Raw genomic sequence first — 20,940 nt, forward strand, 5'->3', positions numbered from 1 at the left:
TATACACTCCCCAGTGGAGGGTGAATGGGAATGTACACCGGTGGTTGAAATGGGCGGAGACAGGTTCATTCTCTCCCTCGACGAGGGAACCACAAGCGCCAGGGCGATAGTTTTCGACAGGGAGGGTAACGTTAGGGGGATAGGGCAGTACGAGTTCCCACAGCACTACCCGAAGCCCGGCTGGGTTGAGCACAGGCCGGACGAGATATGGGATGCCCAGTTCAGGGCGATAAAGACGGCGCTGGAGAGGGCTAAAATCGGGCCGGAGCAGATAGCGGCGATAGGCGTCACCAACCAGAGGGAAACGGCGATAGTGTGGGACAGAAACGGCAAACCCCTCCACAACGCCATCGTCTGGCAGTGCAGGAGAACCGCCAAGATGGTGGAGGAGATAAAGAGGGAATACGGCGACGTAATCAAGGAAAAGACAGGTCTGGTTCCGGACGCATACTTCTCGGCGAGCAAGCTCAAATGGCTCCTCGACAACGTCCCAGGACTCAGGGGAAAGGCCGAGAGGGGGGAGGTTCTCTTCGGGACAGTGGATACATTCCTCATCTACCGCCTCACAGGGGAGCACGTGACCGACTACTCCAACGCTTCCAGGACGATGCTCTTCAACATCAAGAAGCTCGACTGGGACGATGAGCTGCTGGAGCTCTTCGGGATTCCGGAAGAGGTCCTCCCCGAGGTCAGGGAGTCGAGCGAAGTGTACGGTTATACAAAGGGGGAGCTCCTCGGAGTCGAGATACCCGTGAGTGGGGACGCCGGCGACCAGCAGGCGCCCCTGTTCGGTCAGGCCGCTTTTGAAGCGGGAATGGTGAAGGCCACCTACGGAACCGGGAACTTCATCCTGGCAAACACCGGCAAAACCGTCCGCTATTCCGACAACCTTCTCACGACGATAGCGTGGGGACTCAACGGAAAGGTCACCTACGCCCTTGAGGGGAGTGTCTTCATAACGGGCGCAGCCGTCCAGTGGCTCCGCGATGGGATAAGGGTCATAGGAAGTGCCGGGGAGACCGAAGAGCTCGCAAGAAAGCTCGAAAGCAACGAGGGCGTTTACTTTGTCCCGGCCTTTGTTGGCCTCGGGGCGCCCTACTGGGACCAGTTCGCCAGGGGTTTGATAATCGGGATAACGCGCGGAACCGGGAGGGAACACCTGGCGAGGGCGACGCTGGAGGCGATAGCCTACCTGACCCGCGACGTGATCGAGGAGATGGAGAGGCTCGTTGGTATAAAGGAACTGCGCGTCGACGGGGGAGCGACGGCAAACGATTTCCTCATGGAGTTCCAGGCTGACATACTCGGAAAGCCCGTCATAAGGCCTGTCGTCAAGGAAACCACTGCCCTCGGGGCGGCCTACCTTGCAGGACTGGCCGTGGACTACTGGGAGGGCATGGAGGAGATAAGGGACCTCTGGAAGGCCGAGAGGGTATTTGAACCAAAGATGGACGCGGAGACCCGCGAGAGGCTCTACCGCGGCTGGAAGGAGGCCGTGAAGAGGGCGATGGGGTGGGCGAAGGTCACCGGGGCCTGACGGGATAACCATCTGTTCCTTCACCTTTACCGTTTTGGAAGGCCTGGAAATGGCCGGCTGTTCCGCCGGGCCGCCGAAAACTGGGAAGGACACTTCAGTCCATTGCCCCAATGTCCACCAATGTGCGGCCTTTTTGTGCCCAGATATGTTCTCTGAGTGCCGCTGAAAGGAACTTGAGGTTTAAGAAAGCTTTAAAACAAGAAAAACCCTTTCTTAAGTTAATTAGGAGGGAGATGGAATGAAGACACGGATCGCAATAATCGGTGCCGGCGTCGTCGGGGCGTCGATAGCACGTGTTCTCAGCCAGTACGAGGGGTTCGAGGTCCATCTAATCGAGAAACACGCCGATGCCGGGATGGGCGTCAGCAAGGCCAACACGGGGATAATCCACCCCGGACACGAGGACGACCCCGAAAAGCACCCCCTGAGGGCGAAGCTCTGCGTCGAGGGGAACAGGCTCTGGTACCAGTGGACAAAGGAGCTCGGCATCCCCGCGAAGTGGCCGGGCGAGCTTATGGTTGCCCTCGAAGAGGAGGACATGAGGGTTGCCGAGTACTACCTGGAGCTTGCACAGAGGAACGGCGTTCCGGGTGTCAGGCTCGTTGACCGGGAGGAGCTCCTGAGGCTCGAGCCCAACGTCAACCCAGACGCTGCGGGAGCGCTGTGGGCGCCCACCGCGGGAGTCATGTCCTCACCGATGGCGGCAGTGGCCCTCACCGAGAACGCCGTTGACAACGGGGTTAAGTTCCACCCGGAGACCGAAGTGCGCGGAATAAAGGTGGAGAACGGAGAGGTAAGGGGTGTTGAAACAAACCAGGGATTCATCGAGGCGGACATCGTCATAAACGCCGCCGGCCTCTACGCGGACAGAATCTCGGCCATGGCCGGCATAGACCACTTCACGATACGCCCGAGGAGGGGTGAGTACTACATCTTCGACGACGATGCCGAACCCAAGGTTAGGAGGATAGTCCACCAGACGCCGACCCCGACCACAAAGGGCGTCTACGTCATCACCGAGATGAACGACGGGGTTATGATAGGGCCCACCGCAGAGGACCTGCCGGAGGACGCGAAGGACGACACTTCCACCACCAGGGAGGGGCTGGAGTTCGTATGGGAGATGGCGAAGAAGCTGGTCAGGGGACTGCCGCCCAGGAGCAAGGTGATAAGGACCTTTGCTGGCCTGAGACCGGAGCCACCGGACGGCAGGTGGATAATAGAGGCCTACGATGACCCCTGGGGCTTCATAAACGTTGCTGGAATAAGGTCGCCCGGGCTAACTGCGGCTCCAGCGATAGCGCACTACGTTGTTGAGGAGCTGATTCGGGGCAAACTGGACGTAAAGCTGACCAAAAAGCCCCACTGGAACCCCTACAGGGACGCCTTCTGGTTCAAGGTTCTGCCGCGGGAGAAGCAGGCGGAGCTGATAAAGAAGAACCCCGCCTACGGAAGGATAGTCTGCATGTGCCGCACGATAACGGAGGGCGACATAGTGGACATAATACACCGCATGAAGCGGATGGGCGTTAGAACCATCAGCCTCGACGGCGTCAAGCTGAGGAGCGGCGTCATGGCAGGAACCTGTCAAGGTTCCTTCTGCAGGGTGAGGATAGCCAACATCATCGCCAGAGAAACCGGAACCCCGCTCTGGAAGGTTACCCTGAAGGGAGAGGGAACGGAGTACGGCATCGGGGACATAAAGGTCCTCCTCAGGGGTGAGAAAGATGAGGAGTGAGTACGATGTCGTTGTCATTGGAGGCGGACCAGCAGGTCTGGCCGCTGCGATAAAGGCAAAGGAACTGGGGATGAGCGTCCTTCTCATCGAGAACAGGGAATTCCTCGGCGGTGTCCCGATGCAGTGCGTGCACCCGGGCTTCGGGCTCCACTACTTCAAGGAAGACCTGACCGGAACGGAGTTCATACACCGCATAATCAAGCGGTTCAGGGAGCTGGAAATCGAGTACTACACGAACGCCCACGTCCTTGAGATAGTGCCGTACTCCTACAGGCACAAGACCCTCCGGGTGGTGACGGAGGAGGGGCTCTTCGATGTCAGGGCAAAGACCGTCATCTACGCAGCGGGCGCAAGGGAGAGGCACATGTTCGAGATAGGGATAACCGGGCACAGGGTTGCCGGGATATACACCGCCGGGGAAGCCCAGACCATGATGGACATCTACGGCATAATGCCCGGGAAGGAGATAGTCATAGTGGGTTCGGGCGACGTCGGGCTCATAATGGCGAGAAGGTTCGCCCTTGAGGGCGCCCACGTCAAGGCGGTTATAGAGCTCATGCCCTACCCCGGGGGACTGACCAGAAACGTCGTCCAGTGCCTTGAGGACTTCGGAATCCCACTCTACCTGAGCCACGCCGTAACGAGGGTTGAAGGAAAGAGAAGGGTCGAGAGGGTCATCGTGACGAAGGTTGACGAGAACCTCAGGCCAATCCCCGGAACAGAGGAGAGCATAGATTGCGACACCGTCGTTCTAGCGGCGGGCCTTGTCCCGTACCTCAGGGTCATAGAGAGGGCCGGTGTGGAGATAGACCCCGCCACCAAGGGGCCGGTCGTCAACAGCTACCTGGAAACCAGCGTCCCGGGAATCTTCGTCGCAGGGAACGCCCTCGTCATCAATGACCTCGTTGACTACGTCGTCGAGCAGGGAGAGGAGGCCGCCGTGGGAGCGTACGAGTTCGTCAAAAACGATGGCCTGCCCGCGCTTAAATGGAGAAGGCTCGTGAAGGGAAGAAACATCAGGCTGGCGGTGCCGCACTATCTGGCCGATACCAAGGACGTCACGATATACGCGAGGGTGGCCGAGCCAGAGGAGAACGTCAAGCTACGCTTCCCCGAGATCGGGAAGGAGATACGGCTGCCCTTCGTGAGGCCCTCCGAGATGATAAGGGTGAGGCTGAAGAGGGAGGAGATCGCCCTGGCTGAGGGAAGAATCACGATGGAGGTCGTTCGGGATGAGTGAAACCAAGAAGTTCAGGCTGACCTGCATCGTCTGCCCCCTGGGCTGTACGGTGGAGGTGACCATGGAGGGCGACAGGATAACCGGAGTCGAGGGCTTCACATGTCCAAGGGGGAAGGACTACGCGATACAGGAAGTCAGAGAGCCAAAGCGCATCGTCATGAGTGTCGTGAGGGTGAAGGGGGGGAGGTTTCCCACCGTTGCCGTCAAGAGTGACAGACCAGTTCCCAAGGATCTCATACCGGAGATCATGCGAAAGCTCGCGGATGTCGAGGTCGAGGCGCCGGTCAGTGTGGGACAGGCCATAATAGAAAACGTCCTCGGAACCGGGGCAAACATAGTGGCCACGAGGGAGGCGTAGCACGGCAAAGCTTTCGCCCGATTCGCTGTTTTATTTTTCCCAACGGCAGGACACAGCGCAACCTCTCAAAACTCTTAAATACATTAATTGTAAATAACACTGGGAGTGATACGGGGTGAGGGATATGAAGTTCACGGTTCTCAGGATCAACCTGAACGAAGGAAAGGTCGAAAGCGAGGAGCTGGAGAAGGAGGGAATATACGGGGTCATAGACTACGGGATAGAGGTTCACGAGAACCTCGAAACCCACAGCCTCGAACCCTACGACCCGAAGAACGTCGTCGTCATGGGGATGGGGCCCTTCTCAGGCTCAACCCTGCCCGGGGCCCACAGGCTCATGTTCTTCTTCCGTTCCCCCCTCTACGGAACGCTCTTTCCCTCGGCCATGGGTGGGGCAGCCTACACCTTCAAAAACGTCGGGGTTGACTTCGTGGCCTTTGAGGGCAGGGCCGAGAAGCCGGTAGTGGTTCTCCTGTACAACGACGGTGAAAACGTGAGGGTGGAGCTCCACGCGATAGAACTTGAGAAGGTCGTTGAAATCTGGAGGGGCTACAAGGGAGAGGAAGGGGTTTATGCCCTCACTCAGTACCTCATCGATACCTTTGGCGGTAGGTTCGACTTCGAGTACCGCATAGCCGTTGTCGGGCCCGCTTCACTCAACACCAACTACGGCGCCATATTCTCCCAGGCACTCAGGAGGGGAGAGAGGCTTGTGGGCAGCGAGGACTGGGCTGCAAGGGGAGGCTCCGGAAGCGTTCTCATGAGGGCACACAACGTTGTCGGAATAATCTTCGGCGGAAAGCCGAGGAGGAGAAGCTTCCCTGGCGAGGACATCGGCAGCTTCAAGACTTCCAAGGGCATCGTCGAGGGAGTGCACAAGAAGCCCTACAACGAGATAATAGCCGAGAAGACGACTAAGTACCGCTTCAACCCCAAGCTCAACACCGGCGGAACCTTCGGCGGCAACTACCCGGCGGAAGGCGACTTCGTGCCCATCCTGAACTGGCAGATGCCCTACATCCCGAAGGAGGAGCGCATAAAAATCCACGAGAACATAATGAAGCACTACTGGGAGCCCTTCAACGAAGAGGCTATAAAGCCCAGGAACTGGACGACCTGCGGCGAGCCGTGTCCGGTCGTGTGCAAGAAGCACAGGCGTGGACACCACGTTGAGTACGAGCCCTACGAGGCCAACGGCCCGCTGAGCGGAAGCATAAGCCTCCGTGCCAGCGACATAAGCGTCCACGCGGCAGACGCGATGGGCTTCGACGCGATAGAGTTTGGAGGAACTGCCGCGTGGGTTCTTGAGCTCGTCCACCGCGGTCTGCTGAGGCCCGAGGAAGTGGGCATAAGCGGAAAGCCGGAGTTCACGAAGGAGGCGCTCCTTGAGAGACCCGTCGAGGCGAGCGAGGTCAACGCCAAACTCGTGGCGGAGCTGGCCCACCGCGTGGCCTTCGCCGAGAACGAGGTAGCCAAGGTGATCGGTCTCGGCAAGAGGAAGGCGAGCGTTATCCTCGACGAAATGTTCAAGGACAGGCTGAAGTACGGCGAGAGCTTCAAGGACTACGGCGTCTTTGTTCCGCTCGGCGAGAACGGGGAGATGACGCCGACGATGTACTGGGCGATAGGCAACTACATACCGCTCCCAATCCAGGGCCGCTACTGGACGTTCTACCAGTTCGGCGTCTTCCTTGAGCCGGAGGAGCTGGCGAGCAAGATAATAGCGAGCGCACTCTGGGAGTTCTGGTACGACAACGTCGGCTGGTGCCGCTTCCACAGGGGGTGGATGAAGCCTGTCCTTAAGGCACTCTTCATGGACGCATACGGGGAGAACGTCGACATGGAGGAGCACGCCAAGAAGCAGATCAAGAGGCTCATCGAATACGCCAGAAGAGCGGGCTACACGCCGGTCTTCTGGGACAGCATGAGGGTAATAGACCTAGTCGCTGCCGGCAGCGAGGAGTTCGGAAACGAGCGCTGGGCCGAGAAGTTCAAAATAGATAAGGTGGGCACCGCCAAGGAGTACCTCGAGAAGGTTCTTGAAGCGTACAGCGAGGAGCTCGGTGTTGACTGGCGCCTCTGAGTCTTTCTTCCTTTCAGGAACAACCCTTATATTCCCCTCCTTCCTCAGGTTTTCGGGTGAGAAAAATGAGGGCAGTTGTAATAGGCTCCGGAATCGGCGGCCTTCTGACGGCCTCGTTCCTGGCCAAAAACGGTTACGAGGTCACCGTTCTTGAGAAGGCCCCCTACACCGGCGGCCGCTTCACGAATTTAAGCTACAAGGGCTTCGGCCTCTCTACCGGCGCTTTCCACATGCTCCCCCACGGCGAGGACGGCCCGCTGGCTCACCTCCTCAGGCTCCTCGGTGCGAAAGTTACGATAGTCAACTCCAATCCAAAGGGCATGATATTCTATGGGAGTAAAACCTTCCACTACCGCGACGGCTGGAAGTACCTGAGCTTTACCGAGAAAGCAAGGGCTACAAAGCTCCTCCTCGACATCAAGAGGAACAAACTGCCCACAGGCGAAGAAGCGGAGATGAGCGGCCGCGAGTGGATAAAGGAGAGGATAGGCGACAACGAGTTCGCCGACCTCTTCATCAAGAGCTTCCTCGGCTGGGCCGACAGCGTCTTAGACGTTCCGGCGGGAGAGCTGGCGAGGGAGATAAAGGCGGCGCTGAGGTGGGGCGGGCCCGGACTGGTCAGGGGCGGCTGCAGGGCGATAACCGGCGAGCTGGCGAGGATAACGGAAGCGAACGGCGGGAAGATACTCACGGGGAAGAGGGTCGTCGAAATTGATCCTGAGGCGAAGAAGGCCTTTACCTCCGACGGCGACGAGCTGAACTACGACGTGCTCGTCTCCAACATCGGCATCAGGGAGACCGTCGAGCTGATTGGAAGGGACAACTTCGACCGCGAGTACCTCAAAAGGGTGGACTCGCTGAAGCCGAGCGAGGGGATAAAGTACAACGTTGCCTTAAAAGGTGAACCGAGGATAGGCAACACCGTCGTCTTCACCCTCGATACTGAGAGGATAAACGGCTACAACGAGCCATCCAGTATTTCCCCGGAGCTCGCTCCCAAGGGCTACACGCTCCTCATGTTCCACCACGCGCTCCAGAGCAGGAACGTCAAGGCCGAGCAGAGGAAAGGCATCGATGACATCCACCGCATCTTCCCGAACCTCGATAGGGAGGGGGAGATCCTGCTAATCCAGACCTACCTCGACGGGAACCCCGTAAACAGGGTCGCCAGCGGCCAGACCGTTGAGGACTTCCCGATAAGCGATGTTTACATCGTCGGAGATGCCTACAAGCCGTCCGGAGGGATAGAGGTCGAGGGCATAGCCCTGGGAGTCATGAGGGCCCTTGAGAAGCTCGGCCTGGGGAACTTTTCGGAGTGGTACCTCTGACGCATCCGCCCGCTTCTCTACCCTTTATCTTTGCCAACTTATCCATCCAATAACCGAACCTTTTTTCGGTGGACAGCCCTGGCTTCTAACGAACGTTTTTATCCTCCCCCGTGTATCTATACATCCCGGAGGTGATGCTCATGAAGAGAGTTGTCATCGCCCTTGGCGGCAACGCCATTCTCCAGCGAGGCCAGAAGGGAACCTACGAGGAACAGATGGAGAACGTCACGAAGACGGCCAAGCAGATAGTGGATATAATCCTTGACGGTGACTATGAGGTTGTGATCACCCACGGCAACGGCCCCCAGGTCGGGGCGCTCCTCCTCCACATGGACGCCGGTCAGGCCGCCCACGGCATTCCGGCCCAGCCGATGGACGTTGCGGGCGCGATGACCCAGGGGCAGATAGGATACATGATACAGCAGGCGATAAGGAACGAGCTGAAGAGGCGCGGAATAGAAAAGCCCGTGGCGACTATTGTAACTCAGACCATCGTGGACAAGAACGACCCTGCATTCCAGCACCCGAGCAAGCCAGTTGGGCCCTTCTACGACGAAGAAACGGCGAAGAAGCTCGCAAAGGAGAAGGGCTGGGTCGTGATCGAGGACTCGGGCAGGGGCTGGAGGCGCGTTGTGCCGAGTCCTGACCCGATGGGGCACGTCGAGGCCCCAGTCATAGTTGACCTGGTGGAAAAGGGCTTCATCGTCATAGCCAGCGGTGGCGGCGGGGTTCCCGTCATCGAGGAGGACGGCCAGCTTAAGGGCGTGGAGGCCGTTATAGACAAGGACCTGGCCGGAGAGAGGCTCGCCGAGGAGGTAAAGGCGGACATCTTCATGATCCTCACGGACGTGAACGGGGCCGCGGTGAACTTCGGAAAACCCGACGAGAGGTGGCTCGGAAAGGTCACGGTGGAGGAGCTGAAGAAGTACTACGAGGAGGGGCACTTCAAGAAGGGCAGCATGGGGCCGAAGGTCTTGGCGGCCATACGCTTCGTCGAGTGGGGCGGTGAGAGGGCCGTCATAGCGGCGCTCGACAGGGCCGTTGAGGCCCTCGAAGGGAAGACCGGAACGCAGGTCATAAAGGGCTGAACCAAAGCCTATAAATATCTCCCACCCCTTCTTTATTTGGTGATGACATGGCTGATGCAACCACCGGATTCTTCGGCTCGCTGCTGTGGTGGCTGTTCTTCATGTACCTGCTCCTCTGGCCCCAGATGCAGTACCGGAGCCTGCAGCTGGCCAGGGCCAGAATACTGAAGAGGCTCTCGGAAAAGCGGGGCTCAACCGTGATAACGATGATCCACAGACAGGAGAGCGTCGGGCTCTTCGGCATACCCTTCTACAAGTTCATAAGCATTGAGGACAGCGAGGAGGTTCTTAGGGCCATCCGTGCGGCCCCCAAGGACAAGCCGATAGACCTCATAATACACACCCCGGGCGGATTGGTCCTGGCCGCCACACAGATAGCGAAGGCACTTCACGACCATCCGGCAGAGACGAGGGTCATCGTCCCACACTACGCCATGAGCGGCGGAACACTCATCGCCCTCGCTGCGGACAAGATAATAATGGACCCCCACGCGGTTCTGGGACCTGTTGACCCGCAACTCGGCCAGTATCCCGGACCGAGCATCGTCAGGGCCGTCGAGAGGAAGGGCGTTGACAAGGTGGACGACCAGACGCTCATCCTGGCGGATGTGGCCGAGAAAGCTATCAAACAGGTTCGGGACTTCGTTTACGGCATCTTGAAAGACAGATACGGCGAGGAGAAGGCCAGAGAGCTTGCCCAGGTACTCACCGAAGGCCGGTGGACCCACGACTACCCGATAACCTACGAACACGCCAAAGAGCTCGGCCTCCACGTCGAGACCAGTGTCCCGGAGGAAGTCTATGCCCTTATGGAACTCTACAGGCAGCCAACAAAGCAGAGGGGCACGGTGGAGTTCATGCCTTACACCCAGAAGGGCGAGAGTTCCTGAAGGGTCTATCTTTCCCTTACTCCCACTTCTTTTGAAGGGCACACAAAATTTCAGCCAAAAAGTTTTTATTTACTCTCACCGTTTTCAGTCCAGATGTTTGGAGTAAGCTCACGGGCTGTTCTAAAAAGAGGGAAGGGGAAGAGAGATGCAAGTGAAAGTGGATCCAGAGGAAATTAAGAGGATCAAGAGGGAGATTGAGGCCCTTGAAAAGGAGAGAAATGAGATAAGGGCCAAACTGGAGGAGCTTGAGAAGGAGCTTCAAATCTGGGTTCAGAAGAGGGACGAAAAGAACAACGAGGTAAAACAGCTCCGCCAGAAGGGGCGCGAGTATAAAGCCAAGAGGGATGAAATCAACCAGCAGATACAGGAGCTCAAGAAGAACCGCGAGGAGATAAACGCGAAGCTCGACCTCCTCTACCAGGAGATACTCGAGTACAGGACGAAGAGGGACGAGTACAACCAGCTCCGCAGGCTCAAGATGCCGCCCGAGAAGATCCAAGAGCGCATAGAGAAGCTGGAGTGGGAGCTCCAGACCAACCCGAACATAACCCCCGAGAGGGAAAAGCAGATAGTCGATCAGATACAGGTTCTGGCGACCGAGCTTGAGATAATCCAGCAGGCCCAGAGGTTCCACAACAAGCTCCAGGAGACCCGGAAGAAGGTCGACCAGCTCAAGAAGGCCAGGAGGGCCATAAGCATGGAGATACAGAAGCTCGCAAACCAGAGCCAGCAGTTCCACGAGCAGATGATAAAGGCCTTCAACCAGGCCGACGAGGTCAAGAAGGAGGCCGACGAGTACCACGCCAAGGTCGTCGAGCTGCGCGAGAAGATAAGGGAGGTCAGAAGGGAGCTCCGTGAGATCGAGAAGAAGATAAGGGAGTACGACGAGAGGCACAAGGAGCTCATAGCCTACAGGCTCGTCGCCAGGATGCGCTCCAAGAAAGATGCGAGCTTCGAAAAGGCCGTTGAGGCCCTTGAGAAGTTCAAGCGCGGCGAAAAGCTCACCCTCGACGAACTGCTGCTCCTCCAGAGGTACAACCTCGTCTGAGGCCTGGCTATGGAGGTGCTCAGACACGAGGGGCCTGGAAGGCTGGGCCTCGTAAGGCTTGGAGAGTACGCCTTTAGAACCCCCGCGCTGGCGGGGATAGACTTTACTCTATCCCCCTTCAACTCCTTCTTCCACCCGAAGGAACCTGGAGAGTATGACTTCAACCTCGCCCCCTCAATCCCCCTCGGCTTCTACACGCCGGGCGACGTTATAGAGAAGGCGATCGGAAGGCTCTGGAGCGTAAACTACGAGGGCTTCAACGCCTTCTACCTTCCCGCTTTGAGGAGGACGGAATATCTGGAGGAGTTCTTCAAGATAATCGAGAGGTACAACTTTGACGCCGTCTACCTCGGCAACTCAAAGATTCTAACCCGGGAGTACCGCTACTTCGTGAGAATTCTGAGGGAGCTTCGTGAGAGGTTCCCGAACGTTATGATAATAACCGATTTGGAGCCCTTCTTCTATCCCCTCGCCGTTTACCTCGGCGTCGACGCCTTCGACACCCGCTCGCTCAAGCTCTACGACTTCGAGGGGAAGGGCTTCACAGGGTTCAGCCCCTTCATCTGGAGCGACGAGCCCAACTCCATCGACTTCGCGAGGATGACCATCCTGGAGGTCAGAAAGGCCCTTGAGAGAGGGAAGCTCCGCTACCTGGTTGAGAACTACTTCCCGACCCAGTACCACGCGGGGATCCTCCGCATAGCCGACCTGGAGCACGCCGATTATCTCGAAAAGTACACGCCGATTCAGAAGGATACTGTCTACTTCATAAGCGACGCCTCGATAAGGAGGCCTGAAGTTAAGCGCTGGCACTCGCGCGTCGCCGAGCGCTTTACCCCCCCGAAGAACACCGAGCTGGTGTTACTCTTCCCCTGCTCCGCCAAAAAGCCCTACTCCTTCTCCCGCTCACACACCCTCTACAGGAAGGCGGTTAAAGAGGCTTTAGGCTCCGGCGTTGCCAAAGTCCATGAGCTGATATTAACTTCGCCCTTCGGCGTCGTTCCGCGCGAGTGGGAGTGGCTGGCCAAATACGACATAGTAGTCACCGGCCACTGGGGGGAGGAGGAGATAAAGCCCGCGGCGGAGCTTCTGGCAAAAACCCTTGAGAAGTACCCGGAGGACGTTCCGATAATAGCGCACCTCGATGAGGCCTACGTCGAGATAGCCAAGCTCGCCTCCGAGATGACCGGAAGGGAGGTAATCTTCACCCGCGTTGAGAACGGCACGACGAGCAGGGAGAGCCTCGAATCGCTCAAGGAGACCCTGAGGGAGTTCGAACTTGAGGGAACAAAGGAGGACAGGACGTACCGCTACTTTGAAGGCATAAGGAAGGTCTTCGACTTCCACTTTGGTGCCGGTGCCGGAGAGGCCGTCCTCCCGGAGAACGGGAAGGTCAAGGGTTCAAAGATGCTCCGCCTCTTCGTCGATAACCAGCAGACGGGAACCTTCAGGGACGGAGTTATAAGCGTCACGCCCCTCGGAATGCAGAGGATATACGATAAGCTGAGGGCCTACTGGGTGAAGGTCGATTTTGAACTGCGCGGCGATGTCTTCGCCGTGGGCGTCGACGAGGCAGACCCGGTCATCAGGCCGGACGACATAGTCGGCATAGTCCGCGACGGAAAGGTCGTCGGCGTCGGGAAGGCCGTTCTCGCTGGAGAGGAGATGGTTAGAGCCAGGAAGGGTGTTGCAGTAAAGGTGAGGAAGAGGGCGTAACGCCTAAAAACCTCTTTTCCATTCTTCTTCCATGCCAAAGCACTTCAAGAAAGGCGTCAAGCGGGAGCACCACTTCCTCAAGGGGCTTGAGAGGCCCCTCGAAGAGATAGCCCGGATTCCGGGGGTCAAGAAGGTCATTCCGGGCAGGATATACGCCAGCGATTCGAGGGGCTTCGAGATAAGGGTGTCGAGGGAGACCCAGACCGGCCTGAAGCTCATAGCGAAGAGCGACGGTTCCGTTCAGGAGGTCTTTTTAGTGGTGAGTAAAGTGGACAGGGAGATGGTGAGAAAGGAGATAGAGAGGCTCGCGGAGGAGTGGAGGAAGGCTTAAATCTCCTCGATATTGGGGATCACCTCGTCGGGGGTCCCTTCCAGCACCACCCTCCCCGCGGCAATGACGACCACCCTGTCCGCGAATTCAACGAGAGGGCGCCATATGTGGGAGATTACCACCATGTTGGTGCCTTTCTCCGCCAGTTCCTTCAGAATTCCGGCCACCTCCTTAATCCCCTTGAGATCGAGGTTCGCGAGGGGTTCATCGAGAAGGACGAGTTCGGGGCTGCCTAGAAACGCCTGGGCAAGGCTGATCCTTTTCAGCATTCCCGCGGAGTACTCGCCTATCTTTCTATCAAGATAGCCGTTAGCGGAGAAGAGTTTCGCGGCCTCAAAGACTTCGCTATCGTCGAGCCCCTTGAATTCCGCCAGGTATTTGAGCCATTCCTCTCCGCTCCTGTGTCTGGGAAGTGCGGGAGGGTCAAAGGACACACCTATTTTCTTCCTCAGGCGGTCGTTGCTCCACGGGTTCTCACCCAGAACCCTGATCTCCCCCCTGCTTGGCCTGTATAATCCAGCGCAGAGGTTCAGGAAGGTGCTCTTGCCGCCGCCGTTGGGGCCGAGTATCAGCGTTACCCCCTTATCGATCTCCAGGTTCACCGAGTCCAGGGCCACGAGCTTTCCGAACCGCTTTGTGAGATTCTTCGCGGTTATCATCTTCTCCTCCCCTCCAACAGCAGGATAACCGACAGAAGGAGGGCGTTTATCCCACCTATACCGTACCTGATGTTGAGTGTGGTCACCGAAGGGTACCTGTTGATGACCCTCACCGCCATCGTTACTGGGGTCATTGTCTGAACAGAGAAGTAGTACGGCCCTGAATGGGCCAGTTTAACCCTGCCCCTGAAACTGCCGGTCACGTTTCTTTCAAGGATTGCTCTTCCATCCTCCGGATCGAAAACCCTGACGGTGTACTGAGTTCCGTCATCGGCGTTGGAACTTAACATGACGATTCCGGATGAGGGCACCATGATGCCCTGTCCCACGAGCACAACCTCTGAAATCGGCTGGCTCAACGCGTTCTTCTCTATGGGGAACACAAGGAGCGTCAAGATGACCATCGACAGCAGTATCGCCTTCAGGAGCCTCATGAGACATCCCTCCACTCGCTAAGTATGAGGGCCGCCCCCAGCATCACCGCCGGAAGGAGGATCCCCATATAGAAGGAGCCGTCAATGAACGCCGCTACCCTATCGGCGGGATAAAACTGGGTTGTGTAGGCCTTGAAGAACGCGTCGTCAATCACCGCCGGTGGGAGGCTCCTCAGTCTGAGTACGAGGGGGGCGTAGAGGATGGTGATGCTCCCCAGGAGGGAGGCGAAGGTGTTGGGGGAGAGCATCGCCACAAGGGCCGACACCGAGACCACGTAGAGCACCATCACCGCCCAGTAGATTAGATAACCCGCCAGGAAGCCCTCGTCGAAGAGTGCCTTCCCGATTAGGTTCGAAACGTCCCCGTGAATGTAGACGAACGCCAGGAACGCGGGGAAGAGTGATGCTATGAAGAGCAGCACCATGGCCGATAATGCCTTTGAGAGCACCACGGAATAGTTCCTGACCGGCAGGCTGTAGACGCTTTTGGCGACCCTCGTGTCCCTGTCGTATCTTAGCATCAGAGAGACCAGCAGAGCCCCGGTTAGGGCAAATATCGTGTACTCCTCGGTTCCCAGCCTCGGAAGCGTGAGGCCAAGGGTCTTGGCCGCTTCTGAAACTATGATCTCGTCCGGCCCGCTTACCATGAACGTCACGTCGTTGCTGGTCAGGCCGGAAAAGAAGGTGATGCCCAGCATAACGAAACCAAACATAAACACTATGAGGTTGTAGGGATCCTCAAGCTCCCATTTCATCTGGGTCCTCATCTACTCACCTCCTTTTGGTTAGTTCGATTTTTATGAATGCCACCGCGAGCAGCACAAGGGAGAAGGCAAAGAAGTACCTCAGCGGGGTTGGGGGCGAGTGTTTTGTTCCGTAGTCCGGGAACTTCACGTTGGTGTCATAGAGGTTGAAACCAGGATTCCAAAGTTCGTGCTTTATTCCCTTTTTCTGCAGTTCGTCCGTCTTTTCTGCGGCCAGGTAATCGTAACTATCACCGTTTATCACTCCCAGGGCAAGGAACTCAGGAGTCACGTCAAATAGTCCCGTTATCATCACTCCGGTGTCAAAGTCATAGAGGTAATACTCCCAAATCGTGGTTGAGTAGTACCCGTCGCTGAGTTTCCAGTAGAAGGGAACCTGTGAGCTTGAGATGTAGATGTACGGGGGCTCAAAAGTGCGGTAATATGTGTGCAACTTTGCATCCTCCCACGGAGAATATGATACATTATCCACCAGAATGTCCTTGGTCATGGCCCCTAATCTCTTAACACCACTCATGTTTACCAACAGGCTGTTCTTGGAGGGTAAATCCACTGGAGAGACGAGAAAAGTCGGTCTTCCAAGTACCGAACCGTTGTCATCTATGTATACCATGCGTTTAAGATCCAGGGTGAGGATGGTGGACATGACAATTCTTCTCAGGTAGTACCTGTTGTAAACCCAGACATCGTTGAGTTCAAGGGTGGTGTTCACCACTGCGGTCTCGTTTTGTACGTTTAATACCCTAAAAGTCAGGAATACGTCTCCCCGAACGACCAGAGACACTAGCTCGTCTTCACTGACTTCATTAATTGCCAACACCTTCTCCCTTGCATCGGGGGGCATTAACGGGGGATAAACCTCGAAGATGTTGACCTTCTTTTCGTCTCCATCTTGAGGGGAGGGGAGGGCATATTTGATGTAGGTTCCTCCTCTGAACCAGCTGGGAATCGAGTACACCGGCTGTGCCAGAAAAAGTGAAAAGAGGAAAAATGCTAATGCGTGCTTGTGGTCCACTGCCCGCCCCTCCTCATTACCCATCATCTCCATCATCTCTTTCTAAGCACGAGATAGACCGCGGCAATTATTCCCGCGAGCAGTCCTCCCTTAAGCAGCAGGGAGCCGTTGTCCCTTCCGGGCGTACGGGGGGCTCTGCCGGCAGGGGGTGTGGTGAGGGTCTGCGTGTCATTGAAAGCCCCGTTTTGTTCGTTCTGAATATTCTCCCCGGGATTAAAGTCGTCCGCTCCGCTGTGCGGTGGTGAAATAACTGTCCGAGCATCCTCCACGGCTGGCTTCTTTTCCAGGCTCACCTCAACCCTCTTTGACTCGTTGGGTGCCAGGATTATCTCAATGCTCTTCGTTAGGTGGCCAGGGGCCTTCACCGTGAGGTTGTAGCGTCCGGGGTTCAGGGTGAGGTTTCCGCTTTCAACTTCCTTCCCGTCCAGCAGCACCGTCGCGTTCTCCGGATGCACCGAGAGGCTGAGAGTCGCGTTGGCGGGGGTGAGTTTCAGGAGGACACTGGAGCTTTCCCGCAGAACCACCTGCGTCTTGGCGGAGAGATTGCCCCTGGAGGCTATGACAGTGTAGTTCCCAGGCGGGAGGAAGAGGGTAGCCGGAGTGGTGGCAAAGGCCCTCAGAACACCGTCCGTGACTATAACCGATGCGTTTGAGGGCTCCGACCCGATTTCAAGCGGGACAGTTTTCACCGCCTTCCTCTCCACCATTAGCCCAGACTTGACCTTCTCCATGTTCACGTTGACGTGGTACGTCTCGTTGGGGGCAACCTTCACGACGCTCTCAACGAGGTAGTGGTAGTCGGCTATCCCCACGGTGTGGGTGTCGAGCTTATGGATGACTGGGATTCGTATTGTTCCGTGGAAACCACTAAAGGCAGTTGCGTTGTAGACGTCGTGGGGAATCGCGGGGACGTAAAAGCCCATGGGGGTGTAGAAGATGTAGCGGTTGTGGCCCCCGTTGAGGTATATCGTCAGGTTTTCCGGGGTTGAGTCTATCTCCAGCCGTGCCAACGGGACGACGTAGGTGGCATTTATAACGTTTTCCATTCTATCGCTTACTCCAGGATGTACCTCCACATATTCAATGCAGGCCCTTCCACTACTCTCATCTCCGAGATGCATAAAGGTTCCATTGAGAGTAATATATATTTCCTCCCTACCTCTGACGAGAAGCCCCATTGGATAGGGTTTAGAGATGTTGATATAGGGAGAACCTCCACCACATCCTCCCGATGGAACCGCGAATGGATCGAATGTGGGGTGCAGCTTTTCCTGACTGTAGTTGGCGCTCTCGTTGAAGGTGGCCCTTATGGAGACTATTCCCTCGCCCGAGACGGCATCTCCGATCGTGTCGGGATCTACGCGAACGATTGTAGAAGTTCCGGCCACCACGGAAACCTGGGCAGCCACCGTGACGTTTCCGGGTATCCTGACGGTGTAGTTCCCGGGAGGAAGCGCCAGGCCCACCGGGGTAGGATAGGAACCCATTCCCGATATCTCAGCTATCAGTCCATCCGGTGCCTCAACGAAGAGATATCCCATCTCACCGTTTTCTCCGGTAGAGTACACGGGGGGAATTAGCAGACCCGCCACCAAAACCGCCAGTAAGAGCGCGTTCCATCTCACCGTCTCCACCTCCGTTTATTCCAGACAAAGGTCATCAGGAGGACGAGCAGTGTCAGGGCAAAGAAGTATTTCATGGGAGTTGAGGGCGAGTGTTTTGTTCCGTAGTCTGGGAACTTGATGTTTGTGTCATAGAGGTTGAAACCCTCCCCGTACCACTCCCTGTCATCCTTCCCCTCATCGATGAGCTTGTGCAGTTTTCTGGAGTTAGCTCTATCAAGGGCAATCGCTCCTACAATCCCCAGACTTGTCATTTCTGACGTCATATCCGCAAAAATTGTTGTTACTAGAACACCAGTATCCGGTTCGTAAACCAGCTCTGTTATTATAGTATGGCCCCCGCCCCTTGTTAGATCATCAATAACATACGCACCCTTGCTCTCGACAAACAAATAGGGGGGGATAAAATCCCCGTAGTGCGTGTGGAGGATTTTGTCTTCCATCCACGTGAAGGAGGCGTTCGTTACAACAATATCGTCCCCTTTGATGTCGTATTTCTTCAGGAAATCTGGTGTGAGGAGGTAATCACCCTTTTTCGGCGGGTGTGAGGGGTTTATGAAGAAAGTTGGGGGTCCGATTGGAGTACCATCTTCTTCGTAATACACCATATCGCTGAGGTTCAGGTAAAGAACCTTTGATAGAACCAGGTGGGGGAGCGTTGCTCCCGGCCTCACACTCACGTTGTTCAATTCCAGAGTAACCCTTACGAGGGCGCTCTCATTAGTGACGTTAAAAATTTCAAAAGTTAGATACGAATCTCCCGTAACGAAGAGCGATATCATGCTGCGGTTGTCAATTTTGATGGGGCTGGTGCCCTTCTCATAAATCTCCCTAATCTGCTCGTAAGTGTCCTTTGGAAGGAGTCTTGGCCAGATCATAAAGATGTTTACCTCGTTTTTCTCGGGGTTGTCGGGCATTTTCATTGCGTATTTGATGTAGGCTCCTTCTTTGAACCAGTATGGGTGGGAGTAGGTGGGAGGTATTATTATTGGGAGCGTTATTACCGCGAGGACTATGATGGCGGTTTTTCTCATCCTCTTCTCCACCTCCCGGTGAGGGTGATGGTCAGGAGCAGGCAGACGAGGGAAACCGCGAAGAAGTACTTCATTCCCGTGTTTGGAGTTGCTGTTGACGAAGTCTCCGGGAACTTAATATTTGTGTCATAGAGGTTGAAACCCTGAGCATACCACTCCCTGTCGGCTTTCCCATCCTCAACGAGTCTTTCAAGCCTCCTGGAGTTAACCCGATCCAGGGGAGATGGGTCGATGACCCCGATGCTGGCGAGTTCGGGGGTGGCATCACAGAACAGCGTCGTTATCAATATTCCCGTGTCAATATCGTAGACCAGCTGGGTTATGGTTTCCACACTGTCCCCAGTTTTTAGGTCATAGACTAGGTACCTGCTTCTCCCCTCGATGTAGAGATAAGGAGGCAGAAAATCCCCGTAGTGCGCGTGGAGGATTTTGCCCTCCATCCACGTGAAGGAGACGTTCGTTACAACAATATCGTCTCCCAGTAAACGGTGTTTTTTCATGAACTCGGGCGAGAGAACGTGCTCCCCTTTGGTTGGGGGATTGCTGGGGTCTATGAAGAAAGTTGGGGGGCCGATTGGTGTGCCGTCCTCCTCGTAGTACATCATGTCAGTCAGATTTAAGCGGAGAACCTTCGATAGAACCAAGCGGGGGAGTGTTGCTCCTGGCCCCATGCTCACGTTGTTCAATTCCAGAGTAACCCTCACGAGAGCAGTTGTATTAGTCACGTTGAGAACTTCAAAAGTCAAATACGAATCTCCCCTCACCAGTAGAGGTACCATTGAGTTGTTGTCCATCTTAATCAGGTTTGAGGTTCCCTCGTAGGTCTTCTTTATTCTGGAGTATGCATCCCTGGGAAGAAGCTGCGGCCACACGGGGAATACGTTTACCTTGTGCCGGTCTGGGTGTTCGGGCATTTTTGCGGCGTACCTGAGGTAGGTTCCTTCCCTGAACCAATAGGGAGCTGCGGAAGAGACCGGGGCCACTGAGGTGATTAGAATAATTGAAATTGGAATTATAATGCTCTTTTTCATTCCCCTCTACACCTCCAGCTTATGAGTGCAGAGATTAACAGGGCGAGAAGGGCAGCTAGGAAGAAGTATTTCGAAGGAGTTGATTCGGAGTCGCTGACGTTGTACTCTGGAAACTTGATGTTTGTGTCGTAGAGATTAAATCCCGGTTGCCACCATTCCCTGTCGGTTTTCCCCTCATCAAAAAGTTTTGATAGTTTTTCGCCTGCCCGATAATCATAGTCGCTCCCAAGCACAATACCCAATGAGAGGAGTTCAGGGGAGGATTTGGTAAACACAGAGGTTAGCATTATCCCGGTATCAAAGTCGTAAACAGCGCCAATATGGAGGCTTCCTGAGATGTATCCATCGGGAAGTTTCCAGAAAAAGGGTGCCCGGTTGCTCTCAATATAGATGTATGGCGAAACAAAATCTCGGTAGTACGTGTGAAGAGTTTTATCCGCCATCCAGGAATAGGATACGTTTTTTACCATAAGATCTTTTGTGGATATCCCCAACTTAACCAGCGGCGAGACGTTCATCCAAAGTTCATCCCGACGGGGCGGACTTAAAGGATTCATAAAGAAGATGGGTCTTCCAAATGCGGCTCCGTTTTCATCATAATACCTCATGTCGCTCCGGTTGAGCAACAGAACTCTACTGAGCTTTAGCACGCCTATTCTATGTCTGTTGTAGACCCATGCATCGTTAAGCTCCAGCGTGATGTTAATTTTGGCAGAGTCATTCTTTATGGACACGACCCTAAACGTCAGGAACACGTCTCCTCTAACAAAAATGGACACCGGTTCATCTTCACTGACTTCTTCAATTGCCAACAGCTTCTTCCTTGCACTTGGGGGCATCAAAGGCGGATAAACCTCAAAAATATTGGCCTTCCCGTCATCCTTTCCCTCTGGCGAGAGAAGGGCATATTTAACATAAGCTCCCTCATGAAACCAATACGGAAAGGAGTTTACGAAGGGAAGGTACCACAATGAGACCAGGACTACAAAAATTAAAGCGAAGAGTTTTCGCATGGATTTCCCTC

Annotated in this window: 19 protein-coding genes; 11 read left to right on the plus strand and 8 right to left on the minus strand. The window is 55.7% G+C overall.

The window, feature by feature from the left end:
- The first annotated feature begins 49 nt into the window (after nt 1-49).
- From glpK to ACZ5M3_RS06820, 11 genes are all read left to right on the plus strand, one after another.
- A complete protein-coding gene (gene glpK, locus ACZ5M3_RS06770; protein ID WP_464838936.1) occupies nt 50-1,537 on the plus strand; it encodes a glycerol kinase GlpK in 1,488 nt (495 codons plus the stop codon).
- A 238-nt stretch (nt 1,538-1,775) separates the two neighbouring features.
- On the plus strand, nt 1,776-3,275 hold the full coding sequence (locus ACZ5M3_RS06775) for an FAD-dependent oxidoreductase (protein ID WP_464838937.1): 1,500 nt from the start codon (nt 1,776-1,778) through the stop codon (nt 3,273-3,275).
- Nucleotides 3,265-4,515, plus strand: coding sequence for an NAD(P)/FAD-dependent oxidoreductase (locus ACZ5M3_RS06780; RefSeq protein ID WP_464838938.1), 1,251 nt, complete (start codon nt 3,265-3,267; stop codon nt 4,513-4,515). Before ACZ5M3_RS06775 ends, ACZ5M3_RS06780 begins: the two co-directional genes overlap by 11 nt.
- Complete coding sequence (locus tag ACZ5M3_RS06785) at nt 4,508-4,873, plus strand: DUF1667 domain-containing protein (RefSeq protein WP_464838939.1); 366 nt, start codon at nt 4,508-4,510, stop codon at nt 4,871-4,873. Before ACZ5M3_RS06780 ends, ACZ5M3_RS06785 begins: the two co-directional genes overlap by 8 nt.
- A 124-nt stretch (nt 4,874-4,997) precedes the next feature.
- Complete coding sequence (gene gor / locus ACZ5M3_RS06790; protein WP_464838940.1) at nt 4,998-6,956, plus strand: glyceraldehyde-3-phosphate:ferredoxin oxidoreductase; 1,959 nt, start codon at nt 4,998-5,000, stop codon at nt 6,954-6,956.
- Between the two features lie 65 nt (nt 6,957-7,021).
- Nucleotides 7,022-8,284 carry a phytoene desaturase family protein gene (locus tag ACZ5M3_RS06795; RefSeq protein ID WP_464840794.1) on the plus strand — a complete coding sequence of 421 codons (1,263 nt, stop codon included), beginning with the start codon at nt 7,022-7,024 and terminating at the stop codon, nt 8,282-8,284.
- Nucleotides 8,285-8,424: 140 nt separating this feature from the next.
- Nucleotides 8,425-9,372: a carbamate kinase gene (gene arcC / locus ACZ5M3_RS06800; RefSeq protein WP_464840795.1), complete on the plus strand. Its 948-nt coding sequence runs from the start codon at nt 8,425-8,427 to the stop codon at nt 9,370-9,372.
- Nucleotides 9,373-9,419: 47 nt separating this feature from the next.
- Entirely contained in the window at nt 9,420-10,262 is an 843-nt protein-coding gene (locus ACZ5M3_RS06805) for an SDH family Clp fold serine proteinase (protein ID WP_464838941.1), read from the plus strand.
- A 145-nt stretch (nt 10,263-10,407) separates the two neighbouring features.
- Nucleotides 10,408-11,310 carry a coiled-coil protein gene (locus ACZ5M3_RS06810; RefSeq protein ID WP_464838942.1) on the plus strand — a complete coding sequence of 301 codons (903 nt, stop codon included), beginning with the start codon at nt 10,408-10,410 and terminating at the stop codon, nt 11,308-11,310.
- Nucleotides 11,311-11,319: 9 nt separating this feature from the next.
- Nucleotides 11,320-13,026, plus strand: coding sequence for an archaeosine synthase subunit alpha (arcS, locus tag ACZ5M3_RS06815; RefSeq protein ID WP_464838943.1), 1,707 nt, complete (start codon nt 11,320-11,322; stop codon nt 13,024-13,026).
- Between the two features lie 31 nt (nt 13,027-13,057).
- Complete coding sequence (locus tag ACZ5M3_RS06820) at nt 13,058-13,357, plus strand: DUF2103 domain-containing protein (protein ID WP_464838944.1); 300 nt, start codon at nt 13,058-13,060, stop codon at nt 13,355-13,357.
- Here ACZ5M3_RS06820 and ACZ5M3_RS06825 read toward each other — a convergent pair.
- Genes ACZ5M3_RS06825 through ACZ5M3_RS06860 form a run of 8 tightly spaced genes read right to left on the minus strand, consistent with a single transcriptional unit; the run spans nt 13,354 to nt 20,929 of the window.
- Entirely contained in the window at nt 13,354-14,016 is a 663-nt protein-coding gene (locus ACZ5M3_RS06825; RefSeq protein WP_464838945.1) for an ABC transporter ATP-binding protein, read from the minus strand. The genes ACZ5M3_RS06820 and ACZ5M3_RS06825 overlap by 4 nt on opposite strands.
- Nucleotides 14,013-14,450, minus strand: a complete 438-nt coding sequence (locus ACZ5M3_RS06830) for a hypothetical protein (RefSeq protein WP_464838946.1) — start codon at nt 14,448-14,450, stop codon at nt 14,013-14,015. Before ACZ5M3_RS06830 ends, ACZ5M3_RS06825 begins: the two co-directional genes overlap by 4 nt.
- Entirely contained in the window at nt 14,447-15,217 is a 771-nt protein-coding gene (locus tag ACZ5M3_RS06835; protein ID WP_464838947.1) for an ABC transporter permease, read from the minus strand. The genes ACZ5M3_RS06830 and ACZ5M3_RS06835 overlap by 4 nt, the downstream gene beginning before the upstream one ends.
- A gap of 4 nt (nt 15,218-15,221) precedes the next feature.
- Entirely contained in the window at nt 15,222-16,262 is a 1,041-nt protein-coding gene (locus ACZ5M3_RS06840; protein ID WP_464838948.1) for a hypothetical protein, read from the minus strand.
- A complete protein-coding gene (locus ACZ5M3_RS06845; RefSeq protein WP_464838949.1) occupies nt 16,262-17,854 on the minus strand; it encodes a PEGA domain-containing protein in 1,593 nt (530 codons plus the stop codon). The genes ACZ5M3_RS06840 and ACZ5M3_RS06845 overlap by 1 nt, the downstream gene beginning before the upstream one ends.
- The gene (locus ACZ5M3_RS06850) at nt 17,851-18,897 is read right to left on the minus strand and encodes a hypothetical protein (RefSeq protein ID WP_464838950.1); all 1,047 of its coding nucleotides are present in this window, start codon (nt 18,895-18,897) and stop codon (nt 17,851-17,853) included. The genes ACZ5M3_RS06845 and ACZ5M3_RS06850 overlap by 4 nt, the downstream gene beginning before the upstream one ends.
- Nucleotides 18,882-19,916, minus strand: coding sequence for a hypothetical protein (locus ACZ5M3_RS06855; protein WP_464838951.1), 1,035 nt, complete (start codon nt 19,914-19,916; stop codon nt 18,882-18,884). The genes ACZ5M3_RS06850 and ACZ5M3_RS06855 overlap by 16 nt, the downstream gene beginning before the upstream one ends.
- On the minus strand, nt 19,913-20,929 hold the full coding sequence (locus ACZ5M3_RS06860) for a hypothetical protein (protein WP_464838952.1): 1,017 nt from the start codon (nt 20,927-20,929) through the stop codon (nt 19,913-19,915). The genes ACZ5M3_RS06855 and ACZ5M3_RS06860 overlap by 4 nt, the downstream gene beginning before the upstream one ends.
- Nucleotides 20,930-20,940 lie beyond the last annotated feature (11 nt).

This window comes from Thermococcus coalescens (assembly GCF_055392585.1).

Excerpts from the sequence above, each read along its gene's own strand:
- glpK (WP_464838936.1), top strand. The coding sequence starts at position 50 with ATGGGCGGAGACAGGTTCATTCTCTCCCTCGACGAGGGAACCACAAGC.
- ACZ5M3_RS06775 (WP_464838937.1), top strand. The coding sequence starts at position 1,776 with ATGAAGACACGGATCGCAATAATCGGTGCCGGCGTCGTCGGGGCGTCG.
- ACZ5M3_RS06780 (WP_464838938.1), top strand. The coding sequence starts at position 3,265 with ATGAGGAGTGAGTACGATGTCGTTGTCATTGGAGGCGGACCAGCAGGT.
- ACZ5M3_RS06785 (WP_464838939.1), top strand. The coding sequence starts at position 4,508 with ATGAGTGAAACCAAGAAGTTCAGGCTGACCTGCATCGTCTGCCCCCTG.
- gor (WP_464838940.1), top strand. The coding sequence starts at position 4,998 with ATGAAGTTCACGGTTCTCAGGATCAACCTGAACGAAGGAAAGGTCGAA.
- ACZ5M3_RS06795 (WP_464840794.1), top strand. The coding sequence starts at position 7,022 with ATGAGGGCAGTTGTAATAGGCTCCGGAATCGGCGGCCTTCTGACGGCC.
- arcC (WP_464840795.1), top strand. The coding sequence starts at position 8,425 with ATGAAGAGAGTTGTCATCGCCCTTGGCGGCAACGCCATTCTCCAGCGA.
- ACZ5M3_RS06805 (WP_464838941.1), top strand. The coding sequence starts at position 9,420 with ATGGCTGATGCAACCACCGGATTCTTCGGCTCGCTGCTGTGGTGGCTG.
- ACZ5M3_RS06810 (WP_464838942.1), top strand. The coding sequence starts at position 10,408 with ATGCAAGTGAAAGTGGATCCAGAGGAAATTAAGAGGATCAAGAGGGAG.
- arcS (WP_464838943.1), top strand. The coding sequence starts at position 11,320 with ATGGAGGTGCTCAGACACGAGGGGCCTGGAAGGCTGGGCCTCGTAAGG.
- ACZ5M3_RS06820 (WP_464838944.1), top strand. The coding sequence starts at position 13,058 with ATGCCAAAGCACTTCAAGAAAGGCGTCAAGCGGGAGCACCACTTCCTC.
- ACZ5M3_RS06825 (WP_464838945.1), bottom strand. The coding sequence starts at position 14,016 with ATGATAACCGCGAAGAATCTCACAAAGCGGTTCGGAAAGCTCGTGGCC.
- ACZ5M3_RS06830 (WP_464838946.1), bottom strand. The coding sequence starts at position 14,450 with ATGAGGCTCCTGAAGGCGATACTGCTGTCGATGGTCATCTTGACGCTC.
- ACZ5M3_RS06835 (WP_464838947.1), bottom strand. The coding sequence starts at position 15,217 with ATGAGGACCCAGATGAAATGGGAGCTTGAGGATCCCTACAACCTCATA.
- ACZ5M3_RS06840 (WP_464838948.1), bottom strand. The coding sequence starts at position 16,262 with ATGGAGATGATGGGTAATGAGGAGGGGCGGGCAGTGGACCACAAGCAC.
- ACZ5M3_RS06855 (WP_464838951.1), bottom strand. The coding sequence starts at position 19,916 with ATGAAAAAGAGCATTATAATTCCAATTTCAATTATTCTAATCACCTCA.
- ACZ5M3_RS06860 (WP_464838952.1), bottom strand. The coding sequence starts at position 20,929 with ATGCGAAAACTCTTCGCTTTAATTTTTGTAGTCCTGGTCTCATTGTGG.